Genomic DNA, 24,884 nt, shown 5'->3' with positions numbered 1-24,884 from the left:
CCCGGAGAGACCCCACTAGCGCATAACGTTCCCTTAAGTGCTGTGCTCCTCCTCGCTGGTGGGCTGGAGCCGCGCGGCGAGCTTGGCTGCCAGCCCATAGGCGGGATGGTTGTCGAGCTGTCGGCGGCGTCGGTTGTACCGCTGTGTGGTGCGCGGGTCGGAGTGGGAGACGGCATCTTGCACGTCCTGCAAGGCCACGCCGTTGGCGAGGTTGTCGGTGATGAACTGGTGCCGCAGCGTGTGCGGCTTGATGCTGGCGGCCTGCGGTAGGCCAGCGCGCCGGGCGAGGACGCGAAGGTGCTTCCACACTTCGGGCTGCGTCCAGCGACGCCCGGACTCCGTGGCGAACAGGGGGCCGTCCTCGCGGTGACCGAGGTAGGCGAGGAGTGCGTCGAGGGCGAGCGGCGGCACAGGCGCGGGCCGCTTCTTGCCGCCTTTCTGTGTGAGGGGCAGGGTGCGGTGTCCTCGGTCGTAGCCGAGCTGGTCGGCGTTGAGGGAGAGTAGTTCGTCGACGCGGGCGCCGGTGAGGTAGAGGAGCATGACGAGGGCGTAGGAGCGGGGCGCCCAGTCGGCGGCCGTCTGGATGAGCCGGGTCGTCTCCTGTTCGGTCATGCCCTCCGTCGGTGAGTAGTCGGGGTCGATGTCGGGGCGCTGGACGCCACTGAATGGGTTGACCTCGGTGATGCCGACCTCGATCGCGTAGTCGTAGAACGACGCAGCGGCCGAGAGCGTCTGTGCGATCGTGGCGTCCTGGGGTGGCTTCCCCTGGCGGGCGGGCGTCTTCGCGACGTTGTTGGCGTAGGCGTCCGCGAGGGGGAGTCTCGCCTGGAGAGGGTGGGCGCCTGTGCTGCGCGCGTACTTCTCCCAGCGTCGGAACGCTCGCGCGTAGGCGCGCTTCGTGTGGTCTGACTTCTGCCGGGCGATCCATGCTCCGGCGGCAGTCGGCAAGGGGTCGCCGTTGCCGTAGATCTCGGTGAGATCGTTCGCGAGGTCGCGGGCCAGCTTGTGCCAGTCGTCGCGTGGGTCGTGCCGGTCGGTCGACAGCTCCGCCGACGGGCGCGGGACGAGGTCAGTCACGTGGTGGGCTCCTCGTCCGGGCCTACCGGGCCCGCGCTCTCCGGGCAGACGTGCGCCTCATACCGGGTGTCCCTCGTGCTCCAACCGCACGCGCACGTGAAGCTGTGGTCCAGCTGCCTAGCTTGGTCCAGGTAGGCGCGCATCAAGGCCAGACGCGGGGCGGGCTGCTCACTCATATGGTCTTCTCCTCACTGCTCACCGGGCGCGGGACGAGGGCGGTCACGGACGCCGCCCCTGCTGCCAATCGTGCGCACCGTCGTGCCACTGAGGTCGCCCGCACTTGGGGCCGATTGGATCGTCGGAGTCCTCCGGCCACTCCTGCGCCTCGCATGGCGGGTGCTCCCAGCTGGGAGCCGACCACACGACACGCCAGGGCGCACCGTATCCGGCCTTCGCGAGAACATGATCGGGCCAGACCTTTGCCGTGGTCTTCAAGGGAAAGCGGGACTTGTGCAGCCTGGCGGCTTCCGCAGCCCGCGCCAGTTCACCACTGGGGCCGTAGTCCACAGAGAGCGTGACGACACTCAGCTCGGAGGCCGTGATGAGCTGGGTCAACTCTGCAACGAACGCGTCTACGGTCGCATCGTCCGCTGGCGCCTGTGCGATCGCCTGGTCTCGCATTGCGATCTGGGCGGTGGCTACGAACGCCTGCTCGGTGGACAGGCCGGGATGCAGGCCGTCGGTCTCGGCCTTGACGGTGCGGACCTGCTCGCCCCACCACTCTGCGGCAGCGCGGGAGGCTGCGGTCAAGGGCTGATTGTTCTCGGACAAGGCGCCACCTCTCAGTATGGGATAACTGTCATTATCAACCATAGAGTTGGGCGATCGCCAGCACTTCCGACACGCTCCCGCCATGACGACATGCACGACACCTACCTGCCGCCGGGACTACGACGAGTCGGACCCCGGAGCGGTCAAGCACCACACCGAGCCGGTCTACTGCGCGGAGACCTCGAAGCGATGTAACCGCTGCAACGGGCGCCCAGGCTGCTACCTGTGCGGGGACTCCTTCTGTAAGTGCCACGAGCACTAACCCCAACCGCACGAAAGGCCCCGCTCCGAGAGGAGCGGGGCCCGCGATATGGCATGTTATCGGGGGCGAGAGGCGGTCAACTCAACCGCCTCGCACGGGTGTTCTCGCCTCACCTCGCGCCAACACTCTTGCGATCATTGGCCAAGCATTGAGAATCTGTTGGCATGCAGCGTGACAACGAACCGACCATCCTCGCCTCCATCGCGGCCGCCGGCGAGCGCGTCCGCAACGCCGAGGCGAAGAAGAAGGACGCCGACACCGCCGCCCGGCAAGCGAAAGCGACACGCGACCGCGAGCGCCGGATCCTCGCCGACCGCGTCGTGACCGCCGCCCAGAACGCCGTCCCTCAGAAGCTCATCGCCAAGCATGCCCAGCGCACCCGTGAGTGGGTGCGGCTCGCGAACCTGGGCGCCACCCGTCCCGACGACGTCACCGCCACCATCTACGACCCGACGGGCGGGTCGTTTCGCGACTGGCGGGCCGCAGCCGAACTCGCCTGGGCCGACGCCGCCCGCACCGAGGGCCTGGAACCCAAGCTGATCGACGACTTCGACCCGAAGGGCAACGAAGTCGCGCAGGTACTCGTGTACGACATGCGCTGGACGCTCCTCCGGGACGGCGACACCATCCGCGTGGCCGTCGGCAACAAGCACCACCCCGACGCCGCCTTCGACCCCGACTACAAGCCCGAGCAGTGAGGCCAGCCATGAGCGTGCGCATCGAAGATGCCATCCGCGAGACCCTGGACGCCATCGGCGACGACCCTGATTACACGGAGGCGCGGGATGCGCTCACCGAGGCGTCCACCGCGTTGGTCTCTGGTACGACCGCCGAGGTGCAGTGGTACCTGGAGCGGGCCCTCCGCCTCATCAACGACACCTGCCCGATCTGAACTCCAACACCGACAAGGAAAACCGACCATGAGCAGCCCGCGAGGAACCGTCGCCCGGGTAGCGGAACACGGCCTGATGAGCCCTGCTGATCTGGTCGAGCTGACCACGGCAGTCGACCTGGGAGACGCCGAAGCCGTCCGCGGCATCGGCCACCACTGGTCCGGGCTGATCGCCCTGGACATCTTCAGCGTCGCCGACGCCATCGACACCACCGAGAAGTGAGGATGCCATGAACCGCGAAGACGACGACGCCTACGAGGACTTCGGCACTGGTGAGGTCCCGGACGACTACTGCCCCTTCCACCCCGCTGGCGGATGTTCGCCGGCGGACCACTTCGCCACCACCGAGCAGTGAGGCGAACGGCCATGAGCAGCCTTAAGGCCGTCACCGACGTTCTACACAGCACCCTCGCCCGTGCACAGGAGGAGCGAGAGCAGCGCCCCGGACTCATCGACGGGCCCGACGGTCCCGAGTGTGAGTGGGCTGCCTACGAGCGGGCCCGCATGCATGAGACCGTCAACGCGATCCGTGGCGAGCGCGACCTGCCCGCCGTCCCGGTCGAGGACATCGTCCGCGCCGAGCAGCACGCGGTCGGTCACTCCGACTACAGCCGCAAGTTCGCGTTCTACTGCGCCGAACTCGCCGAGAAGTGAGGAGACCTGTCATGCCGATCACCCCCACCTACGAGGTCAAGTGCGACGCCTGCTGGGGCGTCATGGACGGCCGCTGCGACACCCGCGAGGACGCCGAGCAAGCCCGCGAAGAGCTGGGCTGGGTGGACCTCAACAGCGGCACCGCCTGCCCCGAGCACAACACCGCGCCCACCCGAGCCGACAAGAAGTGAGGGCGCTATGACCCGCGAGGAGTACGAGGAGAAGCGGCAGCGCCTGAGCGCGGACGCCGAGGATGCCCGCAAGGCGCTCAACCGGGCCCGCTCCCGGTACGAGGGGATCACCGATGAACTCCGCGACCTCCGTCTGGAGTGGCGAGACCAGCAGGCCGCCGACCGCGCAGGGGAGAAGAATGGAGTACGCCCATGAGCAGTCCGACCGAGCTCCGGGCCCGCGCCGACGAGCTGGAGAGCCGCGCCCGCCCGCTCATCGCTGGGCCGCGCACCGACGACGAGAGGATGTGGCTGGAGAAGGCCGCCGCGCTCCGAACCGAAGCCGACCGGCTGGAAACGTCCACCAAGAAGTGAGGAGAACGAACATGCCCGACATCTATGACGATGGTGCCGCCTACGGCCCCGACCCGGACGCCCAGCTCGCTACCGAACCGCCCCCCGATCCGATCTACGACGACGGGAACGTGTACGGCCAGAACCGCACCACCGAGAAGTGAGGACACGATCCGATGCCTGAGCTGGCCATCGTCTTGTGGGTGATCGCGGGGCTTTACGCCGGCGCGTGTGTGGTCCTGGGCGGCGGGCGACACCTGCCTATCGCCTTTCGCCTGCCGTACCTGGCCTGGGATGTGATCGCACACTCTTGGCGTCGGCCGCGCGCCGTTCAAGCGCGACCAAACCACCCCCGGATCAAGCAGCTTGAACGCGAACTCGGCCTGAGTGGAAAGCTCACCACCGACGACAACGCGAAGTGAGGATGCCGACCATGGAACGAACCCCTACAACTTGCCGCTGCGGCTGCGGCGAGACTCCCTCCCCCGGGCGCGAATGGCCGCCCGGCGGACACGACCATCGTGCCGTCCACCAGCGCATCGCGCGCATCGGTTCCACCGTCGAGTTCTGCGACTGGTTCGACCAGCAAGAGCTTCCCGCTGCCCCCAGCTCCAGTGGTCAGCCCGCCGAGCAGTGACCGCGTAGCCCGCACGACCGATGCCCCGCCTGAGACAAGCAGGCGGGGCATCGGCGTGCTCAGGATACCGATTCTGTGGCGCACGGTCGGTACGGGGCATGTGGTGCGTGCGGGGTTCTCTCAGACGGATCCTGCGGTCGGGTGGACCTGCGGTGTACCCCCAGGAAGCCCTGCCTGCTGGTCAACGAGCCATTCGGTGTCGCGGGCGAGGAGCTGCACCTGCACCATCGCCGCAAACGGATCGGACGCGAGTTCCTGCCCGGCCTGCCAGGTGACGTTGTCCAGTCGGGCGGCCTGCTGATACCAGGAGCTGCCGCCGCGCCACATTCGGTCGGCCGCATCCTGGACGCCCGGGAGCAGCAGGTGGACGTGCCCGCGCAGCGCCTCGTGATGGTCGGCCAGCGTAACGAGGTCGAGCGGGCCGGAGCTGAGGCGCATCACTAGGCGGATCGTGTCCCGGATCGTGGCCGTGTCGATCGGCTCGGTGCTCTCCGCCGCCCCGGCCAAGGCTGTCTGTGCACGCTCGGCGTCCATGCCGCGACAGTAGAGGCCTGTGACCTGCGCCTCAATGGTAGTTCTCCCAGGTGCGGGCCCGAAGTAACAACGGCTACAGCGGAACTGACAGGGCGTCCGCCAGCACGCGCATCTGCGGTGTCAGGGTCCGGCGCCGCTCCACCACGCCCCCCATGATGTCTTGCGCGTACCGCTGGTTCGCGAGCCATTCCGGGGCGGCGACGTGGATCTCCGTGAGCGTGTCGACCGCCTCACCGTACTGCCGCACCAGGAGGTGGGCCTTGGCCACGTCGAGGCGATGCCGGTGGTACTCCGTGGACGCCGCCTGGCTGCCCTTCTTCTTGGTCATCGCCAGTACCTTGTCCGGCTGGTCGAGGACGATGTGCCGTTCGACCGCCTTGTAGCTAACTGTCACTGGCCCCCACGTCGTCAGCCGGTCCCGGCCCCGTGGGAGTTCCCGCCCGGTCATCACTGCCACGGACCGGGCAAGCCGCATCATGTCCGCCGCCTCCCCGCGCCGGTTATCCCGAAGGCTCGCCGCTGAAGCCTGCAGGAGCAGCCACCCCCAGGCGGCCAGTTCCTGAGGCGTCGCCCTCGACATGCGGGGCTCAATGTCATCGGCCCACTGGGTCGCCAACTCCCGGGACTCGCGCAGCTTGCCCTGCCGGACCAGCAGCCAGCTCCACGTCGTGATGACGCCAGCGGCGCGCAGCCGGTCCGGTGCATCGTCGGCTCCTCCGCCAGTGTGGCCGGGGCCACCTGGACGGCGAGTTGCAGGGGGCGCCACGACTCGGCGGTTTCGGCTGGCGCGTCCTCGTCGTCGCGCTCCAGCAAGCTGCTCGTGTTGACCCGCAGCGCGGCAGCTAGCTTGTGGGCGGTCTCCATGCGGGTGCCGGCCACAGTGCCCTGCTCCAGCTGGCGGATGAGGGAGAGGGACACCTCGGACGCTACGGAGAGTTCCCTCTGGTTCAGGCCGCGGCGCTTGCGGATTTCGCGCAGGCGGGTTCCGATGTGCATGTCGGCGTGCTCGGGCATACTGGCTCCGTTCTGAACTCGACACTCGGAACGGTACGCCTGACGGACGCAGGGGCGTGCGGCGATCGGCCCTCGCCGGGATGGCGGGGGCCGATTTTCGTGGCCGGCTGTCGGTGCCCGGCCGTAGCATCTGCCGCATGACGGCCCCCTGCGCACCCGGCGCCGCCGAGGCGAACGAGGCGATACGTCGGTTCATGGCCGCCCGCACCGGACGGCCGCTCACGCCGGAGGAACAGGGCGAATACGAGCGGCTGCTCGCCGTCTGGGCCGAGGCCAGCCGCGGCTGACACGACGAAGCGCCCCGCCGCCTGCCGAAGCAGGCGGCGGGGTGCTCGCTCGGAGTGATCCATCAAGGGGCAGCGCTCGTGGAGGGTGTCGGTGTCGGCACGTCTGAACAGATCTTGTCGGCCGCCTTGCGCATCGCGGCGCTCAGTTGCTTGGCGTTCTCATCTCGGATGATCACCCACAGTGCGCAGGTCAGCTGCTGCTGGTCCGTTCTCTGCGCCTGGCCCGTGGTCTGCCCGGAACGCAGGGTCGTGAGCCGGTCTTGCGCGCTGGACTGCATCCACACGAGGACCCCGGCGAGCACGACGACGGCACCCAACACGCCGACGATGATGACGTTGCCGCCGAGAGGGCGGCGAGTTGCTGGTGTGGTCATGGCGCCCTCTCTAGCGGCTCCTGCCGTTGAGGAGGTCGGGCAGGAGGGGTGTTTGGCTCGGGGATTCGGTGGGACTTGGGCTCGGGGTGGGTGGCTCGTCGGGGGCGCCTTTGCGGCGGCAGACGAGGGTGTCCGGGTCGCTCGGGTCGGGTTGCAGCTCGTAGCCGGTGGGGCAGGTCTGGCCGTCGTGCCCATCCGAGCCATCCTTGCCGTCGCGGCCGTTCTGCCCGTTCTGGCCGTCCGTTCCATCCCTGCCGCTCGTGCCGGCCGGGCCCGGCACGGTTGAGTCGGCGCCGGGCTCCCCGGGAACACCGGTACCGGGCGGGCCGCTAGGGCCGGGAGACCCCTCGGGGCCTCGCGGTCCGCGAACCGTGGACGTGGGCCCAGGCTCGCCGCGCTCTCCCCGATCGCCCTTGTGGCCGGGCGTGCTCGTGCCGGCCTGCCCCGGCTTGCCCCGAGGCCCGGCCACTGGCACGGCGCCTAGGTGACGCACCTGCTTCGCCAGTGCGTCACGGTCCTCGAGCGCTTGGTGTAGGTCCGCAGATTGCGACTGGATGGTGATGACGATCCAGGCCAGCACCGCCACCAGCAGAATGACGCCCGCGGTGTAGGTGATATCGGTGCGCCGCTTTCGACTCCGGTCCGATCGGTGCAGACCTGTGCCCGTCATTTCGTCCCCCGGCTCGCGAGATAGACCTGCAGGAGCAGGAGGAGGAGCGGGACGACGAGGGATGTGAGGATGAGTCGCCGGTCGGCGGCCCGCTGAGCCTCCGCCTTGCGGGTCTCCTCCATGCGGGCGTCTGCCTCTTTCTGGCGGGCGTCCTCGAGGGCGGCGACCCGCACGGCAATGAGCTGGGCGCGTTCGTCCTGGGATTGCTGCTGGAGCGTCAGCAGGCTCGCGTCGACCTTGGTGTCGAGACGCCCGGCCAGGGTTCGCATGTCCTCTTTGATGTCATCGAACCCGGCGTCCAGGCGACGCGCTAGCTCCCCGTTCGTCGGCTCGTCGCCCATGGTGGCCTCCGGCTATGCAGCCTGCGGAGGAGTCGCTGTCTGCCCTGTGACGGGGCTGACCTGCCCACGGGTAACGAACATGAGAATCGCCAGCACCACGCCGTTGACAGCGGCGGTGGTGGTCGGCTGCATGTCGTACCCGAACGCTGCTGTTGCCGATGCGACGGTCGCCACCAGCGTGGTGAACGCCTGCACGGCGATAGGCCGGGTGAGGGCCGCAGCGACGGCTCCGAGGATCGCTGAGACGCCGGCCACGGTCCAGCCGGCCTGAGCCTCAGTAAGCCCGATGTTGAAGGTGACGGCGAGGCCGAGGACGGCGGACAGGCTGTTGAGCCAGAGAGCGGGCTCGCGGTTCAGTATGAGGATCTTCATCGGAGGCTCATTTCTGTTCAGACGGGTCGGGCAATCTAGCGACGAATGAGATCAAGCGACCACCACGAAGCCGTGCCGGGCGCCGAGCCGGGCCAGGGACGCCTTGCCGGGAATGCCGTCGGCGCCCTTGCCGGTGTAGCCGCCGCCAGCCGGGGACCGCTGCCACCGGGCATACGCGTCCCGGGTCGTCGTGCCGTAACTGCCATCGCCCGCGAACTTCTTGGGCAGCAGCCCTTCGGCGACAAGTGCAGCCTCGACGAGGTTCACGCCGGCCCGGTAGGTGACGTGCCCCTGCCGTGCTGGCGGGTCCGCCTTTGCTGCGGCCACGAGCTGCGACAGATCCACGCGCGGGGTCGACGGGGTGGGTGGCGGAGTAGTCGGCTTCCCCGGTTTTGAGGCGAGCTGCTTCCGCACGTCCGCGCGGAAAATGTCCATGTCGAACGACGGGTCGACCTTCCCCGGCTGCACCTCTTTGTGGCCGGCGATGCTGCGTTCCGTCCATCCGTGCGCTCGGCACAGGGCGGTCGCCCACAGCACGGCCTGCCGGTACTGCTCCGTCGGGTACGGGTCCTTGCCGTTGCCCAGGTTCTCGATCTCGATGCCGTACAAGACGTCGTTGCCGTCGGCGTTGGCCTGGTCGTCGTGCGGCAGCGGCGACTTCTCGGCCATCAGCGCGTTGATGACGTCCAGGTCGACGAGCCCGGCATGGTTCGCCCGCCCAGCCGAGATCATCCACAGGCCGGAGGTCTTCCCGAGCCAGGAGTGGCACAGCGGGCCGGGCAGATCGGACCGGCCGTTATAACAGATCTCCCGGTCGTTGTGGCCAGCTGTGTGGTGGATCAACACGCCGTGGACCGGACCGAACGCCTTGCCGGTCGCTGCGTCGCGCCCGTGTGTCCGCCAACCGTCGTGCTCGTGCACCGTCAGGCCTTCAGCCCGAAGCGCGGACAGCAGACGATCAGCGGAAAGGGGTGTGGCCATGGGGCCTCCAGATATGCAAAAGGCCCCGGCCGGCTGGCGGGGCGTAGGGATGGGTGGTGAGGTCAGGTGTCGGCGCCGGGTGGGGGCGGCGGTTCCGGGGACGGTGCGGGTGGCGGTTCGGCCAGGCCCAGGTCGACGAGGGTGTCGAGGTCCCCGGCACTCTCGTCCACGCGCGGCTGGATGGGTACGGGTGCTGGCTGGTCGGGCATCCAATAGCTCCAGATCAGAGGCTGTAGAAGAGGCCGTTGAGGCTGACCCACGGGGGCGTGATGCGGTCGCTGGCCGTCGTAGAACTGGTGCCGATGACCTTGAGGTGACCGTCCGACTGGGCATCCACCTTCAAGCTAAGCGACGACGACGTCACCGCCGAACAGGCCGCAGAGACCGTGCGAAGCGACCCTGGGCGGGCTGTTGCTGGGAGAGCCGTGTTCGTAAGGATGCCCCCGTTGGCAATCACCCCCGGACTGCCCGGATAGGTGATGTTAAGGCCCCCCTGCAGCATCACCGAGAGCTCACCGAAGAGGTTGACAACCCGGTACTGCACGGTGCCATTCGAGTTGCCGTCGTGGCTGAAGCCCGAGGCCAATGAGACAGTCGTCCACGCCGAGGTGCCGGCCGCGACGACCACCCAAGCCGTGCCGTCGTACACCGTCAGCAGCTTCTCGGTGGTCAGGAATGCGACCGTGCCCGCGACCGGCGACGGGATAGCGGCGTTGCGAGCCGACGCTGACGCGTACCGCAGGTTGCTGCGGGGCACCAGGCCGGTCGCCAGATTCTGGGCGAGCGTCGCCAGGTTGGGGGCGTCGGTGAGCGCCGCTATCTGTACGCCCTGCCCGTAGCTGTCGGTGGTGGGCATCAGGCCTCCGGGTCGGGCAGCAGGACCACGTCGCAGGCGCCTGTGTAGCTGAGGGTCGCCCGGGTCTCCTGATCGCCGCCCGCGTCTGCCAGTTGCTCGGCCGCGTAGTCGGCGATGGTTTGTGTCACTCGGTCCAGCAGCTCGGTGGTGACGCCCTGGCCGCGGCCGTCGAGCTGCAGCTCGGCCGTGTACGAGAACATCTGACTGTCCGCAGCGATGTTGACCACCCGTACCTGGTGGACGACGCTCTGCGGGTAATACCCGGAGTCGGGGTGCGGCACGGGGCCTCCTAGATGAGTCGGTAACGAATGCCGTCCAAGGTCGCCCAGGTCGCGTTGCCGGAGTAGTCCTGGATCTGGAGCGTGCTGGTGCCGGTGGGGTTGACGTCGAGGACGCCGTGCAGGCCGGAGGCCACCTCGACCGGGAATCGGCTTTTGCTGCTCGGCACGATGGCGGCGGGGAGCGTGCACAGGGTCTGTGGGCTGCCCGCTGTAGCTGGTGCTTTCGCCAGCCCGGACAGGCTGACGGTGCCGTCGCCGTTGATGCGGTAGCTCGGCGCCCAATATGGGGTGCCGTAGGCGGTCCAGCCGCCGGAGAGCGTGAGCGTCTGCCACGTGCCGGCCGTCGAAACCGGTGCGATGCGGCCGTGGGCGAGCCAGTTGCCGGAGCTGGAGATGCTGACGACGATCGTCTCCCCGGCGGCGGGGGTGACGTAGGTGGCCATGCGGCGGGCAATGATGCCGTCGGACGTGGTCACGGTGCCGTCGGTGCCGACCGTGGCGACGATGGCCTGCCGCCAGTCGGAGCCGCGGACCGCAGGGCTGTCGGCACCTGCCTGCGTCGCCTGGCGCCGGAGGGCGTCGGCGAGGTCGGCGTGGATAGCGAGCTCGGAGCTACCCATCAGGCGTCCTCCTTCGCCGAGATCGTCGTGATCGGAAAGTCGCCGCCCTCATCAAGGGGCACCGAGAAGCTTTGGATCTGGTGCAGCTCTCCGGTGCCATCCGGGTAGATCACCCGCAGTACGTCGCCCGGCTCCAGCGCCGGGTTCGGCAGGCTACTGAGATCACCGGTGGCGTTCGGCGCCTTGCTCGCGCGGAGCTTGAGCGTGGCCGCGCTGGTCGCCGCGTTCACCGTGGTGAGGGTGGACGAGGTGTAGAAGTCGGGGCGGTGCCCGAACGGGCCGGCCCAGTAGGTAGGGCTGGTCGGATCGTCGTCCGTGACCAGAGCGCTGACTGGCGCGGTCCCGGTCTCGGTGTTTTCCCCGCGGGCGAGCCATCCGTTGTTGACGCCGTCGGAGCTCATCCCCCGCGAGGCCCTGATGTAGGCGCCTCCCTCCCCCGCGGCGACCGTCCACGCGGGCGTGACGGTGAGCGGGTCGGGGAGTTCCGCGATGATGAACACGCCGTCCGCGTCCGCGTATACCTCGGCGCCGATGGCTGCCGCGCACTCCTGCACAGCAGCCCACGGGTCGCCCTCAACATCCCATGTACGGGGCCCAATCGCCGCGTCCGTCGCACGGTTCACGACCGCCGCATCCGGAATCGACCGCTGGATCAACGCCGTGACCGCCCCCACAGCCGTCCCGCTCACGCGGTACGGGGCAGTGAATTTGTCGTCGGCGACGATCGCTTCGGGGCCCTTACCAGTCAGGGTCACTGGCCCGTCGTCCAGGTCCCCGTCGACGCTGTCCAGACGGAACACGCCGAGGGGCACCAGCTCCCTGGATCCGTCGGCGAACTGCACGCCGCGGGATATTCGCAGGCGAGAGCCGTAGGTACTGAGCTTGTCGGCGACCGTCCGCGGGATCAGCGATGTGTCGGTGATAGTGACGGAGCAAGTGCGTCGGATCGCCTGCCCGCGGTCCACGGTGACGCTGCCGCCCGTGATTTCGATGGTCTCTACACGCCCATCTGCGCGCAGCAAGGTCACCTGGGAAACCGGCGTGTGCGATTCCGTGAGTGCTGCCAGGAAGCGGCTGCTGACCGAATACACGATCACCCCCGCTGGTCGAGGAGCAGATCCTCGCCCGTCTCGTAGGCCGCCAGCACGTCAGTGCCGGTGGCGAACCCACTCAGAACGTCCTGCCAGGTGCGGCCGGCCGAGCCCCCGACGCCCGTAGCGGTAGGCATGTCGGCCTGCGTGAGCGGCAGCTTCCAGGTCCGCCACAGTTCCGGGGCGTAGCTGGAGACCCGCGCCTCGTCGATCGAGCCGACATTGACGTACATGTCCGCGACGCCCATGCCTGGGGCGGCCTGCCACAGCAGGACATCCCCGGTGTCGAGGAGCCAGTGGAGTGCCTCTCGCTCGTCATCGTCCCGCGTCCAGATCGACAGGTCCCCCTCCAACCCGCCGCGCCGCCCGGACAGGACGACCGCGTTGCGGCGGCCCCGCACCTGGTAGGTGGACTGCTGAATGGGGCGGGACCAGTCCGGTGCCCGCTCCACCAGCACCTTCAGGTTCCGCTGGGGCTGGCCGGGATCCTTCAGCCACGCCTCGTTCGGGTCGCCCGCATCGATCGTGACGGGCCCGGCCGACCTGGTACTGCTGAGAGCCCCTGCTGCCGTGTAGATCTCGATCGAGTACGTCACAGGGACGCCGAGGGGCGCCTCGTAGTCCTCGATCAGCATCAGGTCGCTGGATAGCGCCGTCTTGCTGAGGAGGCCGGATGTGCCGCGCACCAGGGTGCGGGCGCCGTCCTGGCCGACGCGGTAAGCCGTCAGCAGGTAGCCGACCGGCAGCTCCCGCAGCGTCAGGGTCACGGAAGCCGTCCCCGCATTGGCGGTAGCAGCTGCCAGGGGAAGCGCCGGCCACAAAGAGACGGAGTCCATGCGCAGCACCGAGCTGGTGCTGGTCGCTGTGAGGGTCCATTCGATCGCAGCCTGAGTGGCATTCGCCGGCGCCGTGACGTCGGTGGTCAGCATCCACCATCCACTGGTCGGCACGGTCGCCGATGTGGTGGCGTCCAGGCTGAGGCTGTTGTTCGCCGCGTCGTAGAACCGCACGCCTCTCGTGGCAGTCCACCCGCCGGCGGTGACCTGACTCGCCCACTCAGCCCGCCAGTTCAGGCCGGCGCCGGGCGTGAGCGGGAACCGCGCGGAGCGGAGAGTCGACGTGGTTGCCGTCGCGCTAGTGATCGTCAGGCTGTAATTGCCGTCCACGCCGTAGGCGCCCCACGGCGTGGACCTCGCCACAGTGGCTGCCCCGGACGTGATGCTCCAGCCGCCGACGCCCTGCTCGAAACTGTAGGCGTCATAGGTGGTGATGCTGCCCGAGCGGGCATCCGTCGCCACGGAGACCACCGTGTTGTCCAGGCGCATGACCTGGCCGGCGGTTGCCGCATCCATGCCCGCCGCAACCGCGCACGAGGCCGCCCCAGCAGGGGCGACAGCTGACACACGCTGTCGGAAATACCCGGTGCTCGGGGCCGCCAGTGCCCCGCGGGTAGCCGAGAGCTGGGTGCCGCTCGCGTCGTAAAACCGCAGCTCAATCCAGGAGGTGATCGAGGACGTGGGCGGCGACAGATAGGTGTAGGCCAGATACTCGACGCCGGGGGTCACCGTGGGCCGCTCGGTGCCGAGGACGCTGACGTTGCCGTTCGCGACCGCGGTGAGCGTCAGCATGTGGCCGCCGACCGGGTAGGCGTCGACAGCCCACGAGATCGCCGGCACCGTCCGGCTGATGGTCACATTGGTCTCTACCGCCCAGGCGGACGTGTCCAGCTCGGCCGTCTCGGCGTTGGCCGTCAGCAGGTTGCCCAGCGTGAACCGGGCATAGCCGAGATAGACGTTCTCCCAGAAGTGGTTGACGTTGGCTGCTGCGGGGGTGGACGACACCAGCACCTGGGCGCGGGCTGCACCGGCCGGCGCCACCCCGGCCACGCTCACGCGATGCCACGACGCCGACGCGGCCGCCGTCGACACCGCCCACGTTACCGAGATTTCGACGCCTGCCGAGGTCAACCAGCGGATGCCAATCCTCTCGGCGACTGTGCCGGAGGCGTCCGCGAACGTCGCGTACACCGTGCCAGGCACGACCGCATACGAGGAGACGGTGCGGGCCTGCATCTCGCCCGCAGCCGTCGACTTGAGTAGCAGGCAGCCGTCACCGTTCCGCCCGCCGGAACCCAACGAGATGGTGCAGTTGAGTTTGGCCGTCCACCCGCTGGTGTTCGGGTCAACGGCCTCCGTAGTGGAACTCAGCAGGTTGCCGGGGATCGCCATAGGTCACCCCCTCCGGCCGGCGCGCAGAACGCCCGCGAGCTGAGTGTTGGAACGGCGAACTTCCGCCTGCGCGATCTGGGTTGCCTCGCCCCGCACTCGGCCAAGAAACTCGCCGGAGTCCAGGTACAGGTCGCCTTCGAAGCGGGCGGGCCCACCCGCTCCCGCGCCGCCGGCCAGCGACACCAGAGCGTTGGCCTGCTGCGTGGTGAACACCGGCTCGGGCCGGCCCGTGCCGTTGTAGGCCAGGTTGAGGCCGGGCTGCAGGAGGCCACCGGAGTCGTACCAGTTGACGCTCTGAGAGTGCGCCCAGGCCGCCGCAGGGTTGCCGTACCTGCCCTTGATGTACTTCAGGCCCCACTTGATCTGGGTAGCCGGGTTGGTCCGCCAGTCAGCGCCGACGGATGCCATCTTCGAGCCGGGGAGGCTCTGCGGGATGCCGTAGGCGCCGGACGGATTCTTGGCGTTCCAACGCCAGCCGGATTCCTTTGTCCACAGCTTGTCGAGCGGAGGCCACTGCTTCTGCGACCAGCCGAACTCACCGAGCATCTGCCGAGCCGCGGACTTCGCCGCGCCAGCCCCGCCTGACGCCCCGGCGATCGCCGAGGTGAGGCCGTACCAGTTGTTGTGGAACAGGCTGTCCTTGTAGCCGCGGGCACGGGAGCCGACGATGACACCGTCGCCGCCCCGCGACTCGACGTTCGTACCGGCCAGGGTGCCTGCGGTGTGCCCCTTGCCGTTGTTGGTGACGCCGATTTGGAAAGGCGACTTCAGGTGGTACTTCCACCCCGCCGGAGCCTTGCTCCCCTGGAAGCTGAAGGTGCTCCACAGACGACCCTTGGGGTTCCTGCCTTCGATCACCTTCTGGATGCCGGACATGAACCCCGAGCAGTCCCACGACGGGTTGCCCGCGCCGCCCCACTGGTACGGCTTTCCGGCCTGGCCCTTCGCCCAGGTCAGCGCCTTGGCGACGTTGGCGCCGCCCACCGACTTCTCGTCCTCGCCTCGGAGGAAGCTGAGGATGCCGTCAGCGACCTTGTTGGGGATGGCGCGCACGACCTTGCCCAGACCCGTGTCCGCGCCCGGGATCCGGGAGAGCGTCCCGTTGATGGCCTTCAGCCCCAGATTGAAGGCAGGGGCAAGAGCACCGGCCGCGAACTTTCCAGCCGCCTTCAGGGCTCCGGTGGCCTTGTCTGCGACCCATCCGCCGGCGGATTTGATGCCGCCCCAGATGTCACCGAGGATGCCGCCGTCCGCCATCAGCTGTGTACCAGCGGCCTGGTGCATGGCCATGGCCCGGTTCCGGTACTTCGGATCCGTCGGGATGACGTACTCCGGATACCTCGGGTTGCCCTCGCCGACGATGGCTGTGGGCCGGTTGACGCGCATCGGCGTCGCCTTGCCGAACCCATCCCCGACCGCACCACCGGCGGCAAGGAGCTTCGGGGCGGCGGGCAGTTTGCCCAGCCCGACCCAGCCGGCAACCTTGTCCCACAGGGCCTTGATCCCGTTGGTGTACACCCACTTGATCACGAAGTTCACGGGCTTCTTCGTGACGTTGACGACCTGATCCCAGGACCGCTTGATGGCGTTCTTCGCTACGCCGAATGCGTCACCGACCAGCCCGACAGCCTTCTTGATCGCGTCGAATGGGGGCTTGATCAGGTTCTTCCAGACCCAGCCGATCCGATCACCGATCCAACCGAAGACTGGCCGGATAATGGCCTTCCAGAGCCACGAGAAGATGACCCCCAGACCCCTCACCGTCAACTTGATCGAGGCGAAAATGGGGCTCACGACATTGCGCCACACCCAGCCGATAACGGCACCAATACCGTTGAATGCAGGCTTGATCACGTTCTGCCAGAGCCACCTGGCCACCGCGCCAACAGCCCGCACCCCAGCCTTCAGCAGCTCGAACGTCGGCTTGACGGCGTTATTCCACAGCCACCGAGCGACCCACGCTATGCCCTCAAACGCCGGCTTGATCGCAGCCGTCCACAGCCAAGAAGCGATGGCACCAACGGCTTTGACCGCCAGGATGATCGGCGCGAACACCGCGACAACCAGCACAGCGAACAGGATCCGAGCCGCCGCCGAGATGAACGAGAACACCGGCGACAAGACGTTCTGCCACAGCCACGTCGCGGCAGCCGCGACCCCGTGGAACGCAGCTGCGAAAGCCGAGAAGATCGGCCTGAGGACGTTGTTCCACGCCCACATCGCAGCCGTCTGGATGCCAGTCCACACCGCGAGCACCGCGGTGCGGAACCACGACCAGTGGTTCCAGGCGTAGATGATCCCAGCGACGAGAGCAGCCAGAGCCACCACGATGATCGTGATGATGGCGACGATCGGATTGGCCTCGAAAGCGAGATTCGCCGCTTCCGTAGCCGCAGCCCACCCCTGAGTCAGGAGTGTCGCCAAGACCACCCCGGCACGGTAAGCGAGCACCGCCCCGTTGTAGGCGAATAGCGCAAGCGTCGCCAACCGCGAGGCGACATACATGCCGTACATCATCTGCACAACACCAGGCAGGTTCTTCGCCAGCCAGCCGATGCCGTCCGCCAGTGCGCTGACCACCGCGATCGCTGCACCCCCCGACAACGCCTCACCTACCTGCAGCAACGCGTTGGCGATACTCCCCAAGGCTTCGCCCAGCAGAGGAGCTTGCTGGGAGGCGTAGGACAGGAACCGCTCAAACTGCGGCGAGCCTTTCAGGCTGGCACCCCAGTTCGCGAACCGCTTCGTGATCGACTGCATGCCGGACGAAATGCCGTCCATGTGCGGCAGGAAGGCGTCCACGATGCCGGCCATGCCCTTGAAGACGTTGCCGAACGACACCCCGAGCCCGGTGATGGCAGGGCCAACGGCCGCCGTCAGATCGGCCTGAAGAGACTTCCACCACGGCGACTTGAAGCCCGCTGACACCCTGTCCTGCAAGCCCCTGATAGCGCCCGCCGCGGCAAGAACAATCGGCGTCAACGCCGGCAGTGCAGCCCTCAGGCCGTTCAGAGCCCGGGTGAAAATGGGCATGACGGCAGGCTGTAGGGACGTAGACCAGCTCGTGAACGCGCCCTTTAGCGACGTGAACGCCGCCATCGTTTGACGAGCCGACGGGCTCAACTTCGCGAGAGCCGCCGCATATTTGGCCTGCGCCGCCGACGCCGTGTTCGCGCCGCCAGCCGTCGACAGTTGCGCCGACTGGATCTGACGCTGCGCCGACGTGATGCTGTCCGCCGCCGACTGCTGAGTCGCCACCAACTGCTGCTGGGCGCGCGCCACCGACCGGGCGCCATCCTCCTGCACCTTGGCAACGTTCCGCTGGGCAGAGGCCACCTTGTCCTGAGCCGCAGCAATCGCCTGCTGGTTCTGGACCTGCGTGCGCGCCGCGGCCTGCTGCGCCTTCGCCAAACCAGCCTGCTGCCCGCTCACGTTGCGCTGGGCAGCAGCAAGGCGTTCCTGCGCAGACCGGACAACGTCCGCTCCCTCGACGCCGGCCTTGTCCGCCGCAGACTTCTGCGCGGTCAAGTTTCTTGTCTCGGCCTGCTGCTCCTTGAGCCGCTGCACCGCCTGGTCGTAGCCGAGCTGCGCACGCTGCTGCTCCAGCAGCGTCGCCTTCGACCCGACCGCCTGAGTAGCCAGCAGCCGCTGCCGGGCCTCCTGCACCCCCAGTGCCGCGTCGCGCTCACTGAGCTGAGCGTCAGTAACCCGGGTCGACAACTCCTCCAGCTGAACCGCGGCCTCGTGCCGAGCCTGCGTAAGATCCTGCTGCGCCTGCCGTGCCGTGCGCTGTGCGTCCGACAACGACTGCTCGGCCTGCGCCACCCGGTCGTTCGCCGACTGGGTGCGATCCGCGGCCTGCTGGTAGGCGTCGGCAAGGCTCTTGCGGGCCGCCTTGACCTGATCTGCCGCCGCGGCATCGTTCTGCGCCGCCGTCCGGGCGGCGTCGCTGATGCCCTGCTCAGCCTGTGCAATCTGCCGGGCAGCGTTGCGGTGAGCGGTAGCCAGTGCCTGCTGCGCGCCAGCCATCTGCAAGGCTTTCGATGCGGCCTGCGATGCTGCCTGCCCTCCGCTCGACGTTGCGCTTGTCGCCGCGTCCTGGGCCTGCTTCTGCGCGTCCAGCGCCCCCTTGATGCCCGTGAAGGCCGGGATAGCTACGGCAGCGAGGGCACCCACGCCGGCGCCAGCCGCCAGGCCGGCAGCCGCGATCGAGCCGATACCAGCAGCCAGCACCGGGATCGCCGGGATCGCAGCCACACCACCGATCGCGATAGCCAGCTGGAGAATGGCCGCCATCGCGCCCGACGTATCCACATCGACCCGCGCAGTGTCACCATCCAGCGCATCGACCTGCGTCTGTACGGCAGCCAGTTCCGTCACGGCAGCCGCAGCATCGACCCGGACAGCGATGTCCGCATCCGACGCCGAAACCTCCGCCAGCCGGGCACGGATACGGTCGATCGCGGCTGTGGCGTCAGCCGAGCTGATGTCGATGCCGATCCGCAGATCAGATATTGCCTGAAGCTCGTGACGGAGCCGGTAGATCTCCCGTTCCGCATCCGTACTGTTGGCGGTGAGCCGGATCTCCGGCAGGTTCCGCACCGCCGCCTCAAGACGAGCCTGCAACGACCGGGCAAAGGCCGACCCGGTTTGTTCGCCCTGCCGGGTGGCCGCCGCACGCGCCTGCGCCCCGCCCTGAGTCACGCCGTTCTGCAGCGCGTCACGGACCGATGCCGTAATGCGTGACGCGATCTGCTGGCCGATCTGCTGACCAACCCGTTCCCCGACAGCATTGCTGACCGCCGAGGACATTGCAGGCCCGAACCTTCGGCCAGCCGCCTCACCAGCCGCTTGCCCGGCCGCCTCGCCGGCAGGAACCAAGGCGCTGGTCAGGCGCCGGTGGATGCCCTGCGTGTTGGGTACGACATCGACCTCGACAGAGCCGACACTGATCGCCACAGGAGGCCTCCCCCCTGCGCTACGCCGCGCCCCCGTTGATCAGCTCAAAAAGCTTCTGGGCGCCGGCATCAGACAACGTCGACTTCTTGCGCCGCGGCGCAGCCCCGGGACGCCTCATCGGCTCAGGCCGGTCCGGGCGCTGGGACTTCTTCTCGGTGTTCGCGCAGATCAGTACGTACTCGATCCGCGCCATCCGATCGCAGAGAGTCGCGACCAGCTGCTCCAACTGCGACCAGCGCCCCTGCTCGGGCTTGCCCTGCTCTGCCTGCTCTTCGAGGTCTTCCTCGGACATCGCATTGCGGAGCGCCGTCATCGTGTGCGACTCGGACGGGAGATGCTGAATGAAGACGCGCAGCCACCGCCACGTCCGCCGTCCTGCCAGCACGTCGGCGATGTCGTAGTGCCGATCGATCAGGTCGGCCTCTACCGCCTCCGCGTGTTCTTCCCAGACCGAGACGGTCCACTGGATTTCCCCAGGGCCTCGCCGGATCGCTCGGCGGCATCCTGCGTGAACTGCATGATGCTCTCCTGGTCCGGGTCCAGGTCGAGGTACGTCTCATAGTCGTCCTCATGGAGAACCATCTCCATGAACCGGTCGATATCACCGGAGTTCGCCGCCCGGATCGCGGACGCCCGCCACTTCGTGGCAAGCATCACCTGTACATCCTTGGTGACCTCGTAGCCCTGGAGCGGGACGGTGACGTATCCGTCCGACGTAGCAGTCGCCTCGGCTTCCTTCTCCTGCGCCTCCGCGGCGCTGGTGTCAGTCGTCTTCGTTGCGGTCATGGCGCGGGCCTCCCGGCACGTTGGTCATGGCGCGGACTCTCAAAGGGGGTAGGGCGGGCGGGCCGGGCCCGCGCCACGGATGCAGCCCGCCCACCCAGCTCAGGAAGCCGGCTCGGCCGGCGTCAGCGGCAGCTTGTCGATGTGGTAGACCGTGTTGCCCGCCTCGTCGGGATACGTGGTGATCGTCCACTCGAAGCCCGAGATTTCGTCCTGCTTGTACGAGACGTCACTGCGGTCGCTGATCTCACCCTGCGGCACGTAGAAGCCACGGGCCGAGTCGCCGTCCATAACCAGGAACCAGAACGCGCGACGGTCCGGTGCGGGGCTCGCCGTCTCGGCGAACTTCGTGATGCCGTCACCGTCAGGCGTGAGATCCGCGGAGTCCAGGCGAAACTGAAGCCCCTGCACAGCCAGCCGAGACGTCTCCCACACCGTCAGGCCGAACGTCCTCACGCTCTTGGTGATCTGGGTGCGGAACGGGGAGGTGAGGCCCCACGGCGTGAACTCCTGCGAGTCCTCGTCGAAGCCATACGTCAATCCGTCATCGCTGATCGCGCCGAGCGCCTTCCACGGCGAATCCGGCTGCTCCAGGGGCGAATCGGGGGCGGCAGTGCCAACAGGCGCCACCCACCCCCCGCCGTTCGCACCAACGACCGTCAGATCCGCTGCGCGGGTGATGTTGACCATGATGTCTCCAGACATGCGAGAAGCCCGCGCGGGGCGGGAACTAGAGGCCGGCGCGGGCCCAACCGGTCAGGAGACCGGATGCAGATACAGGGAGTAGGTGCCGCCGAAGCGGCGAAGACCGGTGTTTTCGTAGGGGCGCGAGGCTGGCGCGGATTCGGTCCGCACGCGGCCGATGACCGCGCCTCCGACCGTCGAACCCGGCAGCCGGAGCATCAGCCCACGGATGCCTGCGGACAGGTCAGCGGCATCGCCGCGTGTGGCCGCGTACACGTCGATGTCGACCAAGGCTCGATCGAGACGCAGGCCGTCGTCCGTACCGCCGACCCGCTCGACCTGCACCGTGGGGAGCTCTTCCAGCAGGTTGTTGTCGAGCTCGTCGCGGACCACGATCCCGTCGCCGAGCTGCCCCTGGAGCCAGCCGATCAACAACACCTCGACATCCACGGATCCCACAGTCGCCATCAGTTGCCACCCGCGCGAGCAGCACGCAGCAGAACGTGATGAGCGTGCACTCGCTCAGTGCCGTACTCCACCCACCGGGCGTAGTAACTGGAGTTCGTCACCGTGGCTGTCGCTCGATCCTTACGGCGCCCACCGCGCCTGGTGCTGCTTGTACTGAATGCGGCCTTGTAGGCGCCAGCATGCGGATCGCCCGGCCCACCTGTCGGGGCGATCGACTCGGCAACGTTCTTGATCAGTTCGGCCCGGCGCAGCATCTCCGCCTCGATCTCGGGAGACCGCAGAAGCTGACCCACGCCTTTCCGGGACATCTTGAACTTCGCCGCCATATGCTCACCTCACACGCGTTGGGGGCGAATATGGGCGTCAATGGCGTACTCGGCAGTATCAGAACCTGTTTCTAGACTCTCCGGTCGCGGGCCAGCGGATTGGGCAAAACCGCTCCCGCCTGCGTCCGGCATGCCAGACCATGAGTGCATGACTCAGACCAAAACCGAGATCATGGAAGCCAGCGGGTATGTGCGGCACGGAGGGATCACGTCACAAGGTGGGTCCTACCCCGACTGCATCTGCCCGAAGGCTCCGTGCGGGGGCGTCGCCACTGGCACCGAGCGCGACGGCTGCCCCGAGCACACCCTGACCCCCACTATGGCGCTGCACTGGGCATCTGAGTGCCCCAGTAAGGGGCGCTCGTAGCTTCTACCGCTTGTTGCCGCGGCGGAACAGACCCGAGTTAGCCAGTGACCCTGTCCGCGGCGAACTGAACCGGACCGCGGGTGCCAGTGAACGGGGACCTTCCCCAGTCGCCTGGCTCACCCGTGATCTCGCAGGTCTCGCCGCGGATACGCACCTGATCCGTCGTGACGAAATCCGAGCCCGCCGGGGCGTACACCGTGTAGCCGATGATGACCGTGTCCCGGGCCTGCTGCTCAGCGCCCCCCACAGAGGGCGATGCCGAACGGGGCGTCACCACACAGCCCGCCACCGGATGCTCGGCTACCGTCCCGGGGATCGGCTGGCCGCGCGGATCCCGGCCAGGAGACGGGCCACGGCGCAGCCGTACCACCGTCTCCCCATACGGGTACGGGGCCGGCATCAGGGATACCCCCAGCCCGGCTCCAGCCACCCGCCGTCGACGTAGTAGGTGTCATCGAGAGGCCACGTCGGCGACGGGTCTGCCGTCTCCGGCGTCGGGTCCACGGTGAACGCGCCACCGCGGCCCGCGAGGCTTTTCAGCGCCGCCTTGTCGGCCTTCGTCAGGTACAGCCCGCCGGAACCCGGTGGGCGCTGCACCGACATCGGACCGATCGTCTCGTAAGACACCTGCTGCGGATTGACGTAGGCCCTGCCCGCAGCCGACAGCACGATAGCCGTCGCCTGGTCCGGCAGCGGCTTCACCACCGACTCAGCCAGAGCCACCGCCTGAGCGATCAGCAGGTCGGCGCGATCCCCCTGAATCTCATCCAGCCCCAGGTACAGGCCGAGCTGTTCGGCGGTCGGAGCGACGAACGCCACGACGGGCCTCCTCTCAGGCGAGGGCCTCCACGGCATCGCACCAAGCAGCGAGCTCCGCGGTCGGGTCGAGCTCGGCCGACCGGGCCTTAGCCCGCTTGCTGGCGAGCCGGTACTCGGCGGGCGTCAGCAGCTTGCGGATGACCGCCTCATAGCCGGCCGTGTCGTTGCGATCGACGAAGATGCCCGCCTCGCCGAGGGATTCGGCGAGGCCCGGCGTGGGGTGCGCGACGACCGGAATGCCCGAGGCGAGCGCCTCTGCACCGACCCTCCCCCACGACTCGTAGGAACTGGGCATCAGCAGCACACGAGTGCGACTGTAGACCCGCTGCCGCATATCCTCGCCGCGAACGTGATCGATGACCTCGACATTCGGCAGGTCCGGGAGGATCTGCTCGCCGTAGGCACCCCGTACCGCAAGGAACTCCTGATCCGGCATGCGGCGGGCCAAGGCCTCCAGCACCTTGCCGCCCTTAGCCTCATTGCAGTTGATCAGCGTGATGGCCTTGCCGGGCTTCGTCGCGTACTCGTCGGCGAACACCGGGGGACGCACGATCAGGCTGTCGCCCGGCCGGATCGACTTCGGATACTCGGCGAAGAAGACCTCCGCCTCGGCCTGCATCCACTGCGAGTTGTACACGGCCAGCGCCGTGCCGCCCGCAGCCATGTCGCGGAACGTCGGCCGGTGCGTGTTGTGGCAGACGACCACCACAGGCTTGCCGTAGCCGCGGGCCAGAGCCGACGTCGACGGTACACACTCCAGATGCGACACGAGGACATCCGCCCTGCGCACAGCCGTAGCGAAATCGAGGCGGGCCTCCATCGGCACCACCTGGATGCCCCGGTACTCGTAGACCTCGTGGGCCTTGCCGTACCGGGACAGCCAGACGGACACGTCATGGCCACGTTCCACCAGAGGCCGCAGCATCGAGACGAGCATGTGCTCGGCCCCGGCATTGTGCTCCGGCGGCATAGCGTGCACACGGGCCACGATCTTCAGCGGCTTGGCCGTCCCGCCCGGCGCGGAAGCCGGGACGGCCCTGCTCACGAGCCGCTCGGAGTGCCGGTGAACTTCACGAACGCGTCAACCTCACCCATGACGAAGCCGTAGTACGCCTCCGCCAGGATCAGCACCAGGTTCTCCTGGAACGCCGAGTGGACGCCGCCCTCCTCGTCCACGTAAGTAGCTTCGTTGGAGATCCGGATGTTGATGTCCATACCCACGCCGTAGGCCGCCTGGCTCCAGTCGCCACCGATCGCCCGCAGGCCGGTATCCGAGCTAGATGCCTGCCGACGCTGCTTCCCTGACACCGAACGAGAGTAAGCCAGCGGCTCGCCGATCAACGTGCCAGCCGCCGCCATGTTCGTGCCCGGGGTCTGCGTGTCGACCAGGATCGGCCGGCCCGTGGTGTCCGTCGCCAGCAGCAGAGACGGCTTGAGGCGGTGGTCGGCGACGGTGCCCGTGTAGTCCCAGTCGTCGTCGACGACCTGCCCCATACCCGTCACAAAGTCGGCCCAGATTCCGCCCTGCCCCTGCGACTTGGTGCCCAGCGCAACACTGTGGGAAGTCGCAGCCAGGTACTCAGTGAAGGGTCCGCTGGCACCCTTCATCGTCTTGCCGTGAATGGCCGCGTGGTCGAAGGCTCGCGCGAACGCAGTCGGGAGATCCTTCTGAAGCTGGTCATATAGGCCGCCTTGGTTGGTCTTCGCGACCTCCATGGCGACCGGGATCAGCACCGCAACCTTTTTGGCCTGCATCTGCTTGACGTCGATCCCACCAGTGGACAGCGGCTTCTTCGCGGCCTGTCCGACCCAGTCGGCGACCGGAACGTCCATCGGAATCGGCACGCTGGTGGTCGCATCGAGAGCCAGCGGGGCCGGTCGGGCCAACTGCATGACCGCACTGGCTTCCACGGACTTCTCGAAGATCGGGGCCGTGATTGTCCGAGGCAGGAGTTCCGAGGGAACGCTGCTCGACGTGATGGGGGCGGTGACCGCCATGATTCCTTCTTTC

General features: G+C 68.0%; 37 protein-coding genes. 12 read left to right on the top strand and 25 right to left on the bottom strand.

The window, feature by feature from the left end; all coding sequences use genetic code 11:
• Positions 1–33: 33 nt before the first annotated feature.
• Genes ACF088_RS08015 through ACF088_RS08005 form a run of 3 tightly spaced genes read right to left on the bottom strand, consistent with a single transcriptional unit; the run spans position 34 to position 1,848 of the window.
• Entirely contained in the window at positions 34–1,077 is a 1,044-nt protein-coding gene (locus tag ACF088_RS08015) for a tyrosine-type recombinase/integrase (RefSeq protein WP_392374553.1), read from the bottom strand.
• Entirely contained in the window at positions 1,074–1,253 is a 180-nt protein-coding gene (locus tag ACF088_RS08010) for a hypothetical protein (protein WP_392374552.1), read from the bottom strand. Before ACF088_RS08010 ends, ACF088_RS08015 begins: the two co-directional genes overlap by 4 nt.
• 43 nt (positions 1,254–1,296) lie before the next feature.
• A complete protein-coding gene (locus tag ACF088_RS08005) occupies positions 1,297–1,848 on the bottom strand; it encodes a hypothetical protein (RefSeq protein ID WP_392374551.1) in 552 nt (183 codons plus the stop codon).
• Positions 1,849–2,274: 426 nt separating this feature from the next.
• On the opposite strand from ACF088_RS08005, the gene ACF088_RS08000 reads away from it, so the two are divergent.
• From ACF088_RS08000 to ACF088_RS07950, 11 genes are read left to right on the top strand one after another with little or no spacing between them, the layout of a single operon-like run.
• Positions 2,275–2,808 (top strand): hypothetical protein, encoded by a 534-nt coding sequence (locus ACF088_RS08000; protein ID WP_392374550.1) that lies wholly within the window; start codon positions 2,275–2,277, stop codon positions 2,806–2,808.
• Between the two features lie 8 nt (positions 2,809–2,816).
• Positions 2,817–3,002: a hypothetical protein gene (locus ACF088_RS07995; protein ID WP_392374549.1), complete on the top strand. Its 186-nt coding sequence runs from the start codon at positions 2,817–2,819 to the stop codon at positions 3,000–3,002.
• 28 nt (positions 3,003–3,030) lie between these two features.
• Positions 3,031–3,225 carry a hypothetical protein gene (locus tag ACF088_RS07990; RefSeq protein WP_392374548.1) on the top strand — a complete coding sequence of 65 codons (195 nt, stop codon included), beginning with the start codon at positions 3,031–3,033 and terminating at the stop codon, positions 3,223–3,225.
• Positions 3,226–3,232: 7 nt separating this feature from the next.
• Complete coding sequence (locus ACF088_RS07985; protein ID WP_392374547.1) at positions 3,233–3,358, top strand: hypothetical protein; 126 nt, start codon at positions 3,233–3,235, stop codon at positions 3,356–3,358.
• 11 nt (positions 3,359–3,369) lie between these two features.
• A complete protein-coding gene (locus ACF088_RS07980; RefSeq protein WP_392374546.1) occupies positions 3,370–3,657 on the top strand; it encodes a hypothetical protein in 288 nt (95 codons plus the stop codon).
• Positions 3,658–3,668: 11 nt separating this feature from the next.
• A complete protein-coding gene (locus ACF088_RS07975; RefSeq protein ID WP_392374545.1) occupies positions 3,669–3,848 on the top strand; it encodes a hypothetical protein in 180 nt (59 codons plus the stop codon).
• Positions 3,849–3,855: 7 nt separating this feature from the next.
• A complete protein-coding gene (locus tag ACF088_RS07970; protein ID WP_392374544.1) occupies positions 3,856–4,044 on the top strand; it encodes a hypothetical protein in 189 nt (62 codons plus the stop codon).
• Positions 4,041–4,202 (top strand): hypothetical protein, encoded by a 162-nt coding sequence (locus tag ACF088_RS07965; protein WP_392374543.1) that lies wholly within the window; start codon positions 4,041–4,043, stop codon positions 4,200–4,202. The genes ACF088_RS07970 and ACF088_RS07965 overlap by 4 nt, the downstream gene beginning before the upstream one ends.
• Before the next feature lie 11 nt (positions 4,203–4,213).
• Positions 4,214–4,345, top strand: coding sequence for a hypothetical protein (locus ACF088_RS07960; RefSeq protein WP_392374542.1), 132 nt, complete (start codon positions 4,214–4,216; stop codon positions 4,343–4,345).
• Between the two features lie 12 nt (positions 4,346–4,357).
• Positions 4,358–4,603, top strand: a complete 246-nt coding sequence (locus tag ACF088_RS07955) for a hypothetical protein (protein ID WP_392374541.1) — start codon at positions 4,358–4,360, stop codon at positions 4,601–4,603.
• 11 nt (positions 4,604–4,614) lie between these two features.
• Positions 4,615–4,818 (top strand): hypothetical protein, encoded by a 204-nt coding sequence (locus tag ACF088_RS07950; RefSeq protein WP_392374540.1) that lies wholly within the window; start codon positions 4,615–4,617, stop codon positions 4,816–4,818.
• 120 nt (positions 4,819–4,938) lie between these two features.
• Here the strand turns inward: ACF088_RS07950 and ACF088_RS07945 are convergent, their stop codons facing one another.
• From ACF088_RS07945 to ACF088_RS07935, 3 genes are all read right to left on the bottom strand, one after another.
• On the bottom strand, positions 4,939–5,352 hold the full coding sequence (locus tag ACF088_RS07945) for a DUF6415 family natural product biosynthesis protein (protein WP_392374539.1): 414 nt from the start codon (positions 5,350–5,352) through the stop codon (positions 4,939–4,941).
• Between the two features lie 73 nt (positions 5,353–5,425).
• Positions 5,426–5,746 carry a hypothetical protein gene (locus ACF088_RS07940; RefSeq protein WP_392374538.1) on the bottom strand — a complete coding sequence of 107 codons (321 nt, stop codon included), beginning with the start codon at positions 5,744–5,746 and terminating at the stop codon, positions 5,426–5,428.
• A gap of 80 nt (positions 5,747–5,826) precedes the next feature.
• Entirely contained in the window at positions 5,827–6,348 is a 522-nt protein-coding gene (locus tag ACF088_RS07935) for a helix-turn-helix domain-containing protein (protein WP_392374983.1), read from the bottom strand.
• Between the two features lie 155 nt (positions 6,349–6,503).
• Between ACF088_RS07935 and ACF088_RS07930 the strand changes: the two genes are divergently transcribed.
• Positions 6,504–6,653 (top strand): hypothetical protein, encoded by a 150-nt coding sequence (locus ACF088_RS07930; RefSeq protein WP_392374537.1) that lies wholly within the window; start codon positions 6,504–6,506, stop codon positions 6,651–6,653.
• A gap of 62 nt (positions 6,654–6,715) precedes the next feature.
• Here the strand turns inward: ACF088_RS07930 and ACF088_RS07925 are convergent, their stop codons facing one another.
• The 19 genes from ACF088_RS07925 to ACF088_RS07835 form a co-directional block, all read right to left on the bottom strand.
• The gene (locus ACF088_RS07925; RefSeq protein ID WP_392374536.1) at positions 6,716–7,027 is read right to left on the bottom strand and encodes a hypothetical protein; all 312 of its coding nucleotides are present in this window, start codon (positions 7,025–7,027) and stop codon (positions 6,716–6,718) included.
• A gap of 666 nt (positions 7,028–7,693) precedes the next feature.
• Positions 7,694–8,038, bottom strand: coding sequence for a hypothetical protein (locus ACF088_RS07920; protein WP_392374535.1), 345 nt, complete (start codon positions 8,036–8,038; stop codon positions 7,694–7,696).
• Positions 8,039–8,050: 12 nt separating this feature from the next.
• Positions 8,051–8,410 (bottom strand): hypothetical protein, encoded by a 360-nt coding sequence (locus ACF088_RS07915; RefSeq protein WP_392374534.1) that lies wholly within the window; start codon positions 8,408–8,410, stop codon positions 8,051–8,053.
• A gap of 51 nt (positions 8,411–8,461) precedes the next feature.
• Entirely contained in the window at positions 8,462–9,391 is a 930-nt protein-coding gene (locus ACF088_RS07910; RefSeq protein ID WP_392374533.1) for an N-acetylmuramoyl-L-alanine amidase, read from the bottom strand.
• 62 nt (positions 9,392–9,453) lie between these two features.
• Positions 9,454–9,600 (bottom strand): hypothetical protein, encoded by a 147-nt coding sequence (locus ACF088_RS07905; protein WP_392374532.1) that lies wholly within the window; start codon positions 9,598–9,600, stop codon positions 9,454–9,456.
• Positions 9,601–9,614: 14 nt separating this feature from the next.
• Positions 9,615–10,247, bottom strand: a complete 633-nt coding sequence (locus tag ACF088_RS07900; protein WP_392374531.1) for a hypothetical protein — start codon at positions 10,245–10,247, stop codon at positions 9,615–9,617.
• Positions 10,247–10,528 (bottom strand): hypothetical protein, encoded by a 282-nt coding sequence (locus ACF088_RS07895; protein ID WP_392374530.1) that lies wholly within the window; start codon positions 10,526–10,528, stop codon positions 10,247–10,249. The genes ACF088_RS07900 and ACF088_RS07895 overlap by 1 nt, the downstream gene beginning before the upstream one ends.
• An 8-nt stretch (positions 10,529–10,536) precedes the next feature.
• Positions 10,537–11,148: a hypothetical protein gene (locus ACF088_RS07890; protein ID WP_392374529.1), complete on the bottom strand. Its 612-nt coding sequence runs from the start codon at positions 11,146–11,148 to the stop codon at positions 10,537–10,539.
• Positions 11,148–12,239, bottom strand: coding sequence for a DUF5047 domain-containing protein (locus ACF088_RS07885; protein WP_392374528.1), 1,092 nt, complete (start codon positions 12,237–12,239; stop codon positions 11,148–11,150). Before ACF088_RS07885 ends, ACF088_RS07890 begins: the two co-directional genes overlap by 1 nt.
• A gap of 2 nt (positions 12,240–12,241) precedes the next feature.
• The gene (locus ACF088_RS07880) at positions 12,242–14,467 is read right to left on the bottom strand and encodes a hypothetical protein (RefSeq protein ID WP_392374527.1); all 2,226 of its coding nucleotides are present in this window, start codon (positions 14,465–14,467) and stop codon (positions 12,242–12,244) included.
• Positions 14,468–14,470: 3 nt separating this feature from the next.
• Entirely contained in the window at positions 14,471–19,426 is a 4,956-nt protein-coding gene (locus ACF088_RS07875) for a hypothetical protein (protein WP_392374526.1), read from the bottom strand.
• A 19-nt stretch (positions 19,427–19,445) separates the two neighbouring features.
• Positions 19,446–19,811, bottom strand: a complete 366-nt coding sequence (locus tag ACF088_RS07870) for a hypothetical protein (RefSeq protein WP_392374525.1) — start codon at positions 19,809–19,811, stop codon at positions 19,446–19,448.
• Positions 19,812–19,849: 38 nt separating this feature from the next.
• Entirely contained in the window at positions 19,850–20,212 is a 363-nt protein-coding gene (locus ACF088_RS07865; protein WP_392374524.1) for a hypothetical protein, read from the bottom strand.
• 99 nt (positions 20,213–20,311) lie between these two features.
• Entirely contained in the window at positions 20,312–20,899 is a 588-nt protein-coding gene (locus ACF088_RS07860) for a phage tail protein (RefSeq protein WP_392374523.1), read from the bottom strand.
• Positions 20,900–20,965: 66 nt separating this feature from the next.
• Positions 20,966–21,343 carry a hypothetical protein gene (locus ACF088_RS07855; RefSeq protein ID WP_392374522.1) on the bottom strand — a complete coding sequence of 126 codons (378 nt, stop codon included), beginning with the start codon at positions 21,341–21,343 and terminating at the stop codon, positions 20,966–20,968.
• Between the two features lie 17 nt (positions 21,344–21,360).
• The gene (locus ACF088_RS07850) at positions 21,361–21,687 is read right to left on the bottom strand and encodes an HK97 gp10 family phage protein (protein WP_392374521.1); all 327 of its coding nucleotides are present in this window, start codon (positions 21,685–21,687) and stop codon (positions 21,361–21,363) included.
• 766 nt (positions 21,688–22,453) lie between these two features.
• The gene (locus tag ACF088_RS07845; RefSeq protein WP_392374520.1) at positions 22,454–22,873 is read right to left on the bottom strand and encodes a hypothetical protein; all 420 of its coding nucleotides are present in this window, start codon (positions 22,871–22,873) and stop codon (positions 22,454–22,456) included.
• 13 nt (positions 22,874–22,886) lie between these two features.
• The gene (locus tag ACF088_RS07840) at positions 22,887–23,918 is read right to left on the bottom strand and encodes a glycosyltransferase family 4 protein (protein ID WP_392374519.1); all 1,032 of its coding nucleotides are present in this window, start codon (positions 23,916–23,918) and stop codon (positions 22,887–22,889) included.
• The gene (locus ACF088_RS07835; protein WP_392374518.1) at positions 23,915–24,871 is read right to left on the bottom strand and encodes a phage major capsid protein; all 957 of its coding nucleotides are present in this window, start codon (positions 24,869–24,871) and stop codon (positions 23,915–23,917) included. Before ACF088_RS07835 ends, ACF088_RS07840 begins: the two co-directional genes overlap by 4 nt.
• Positions 24,872–24,884 lie beyond the last annotated feature (13 nt).

The organism is Streptomyces sp. NPDC015125 (assembly GCF_043080045.1).
Lineage (GTDB): Bacteria > Actinomycetota > Actinomycetes > Streptomycetales > Streptomycetaceae > Streptomyces.
Note: the sequence above shows the minus strand (reverse complement) of the source record. Positions and strands in the feature narration are given on the sequence as shown.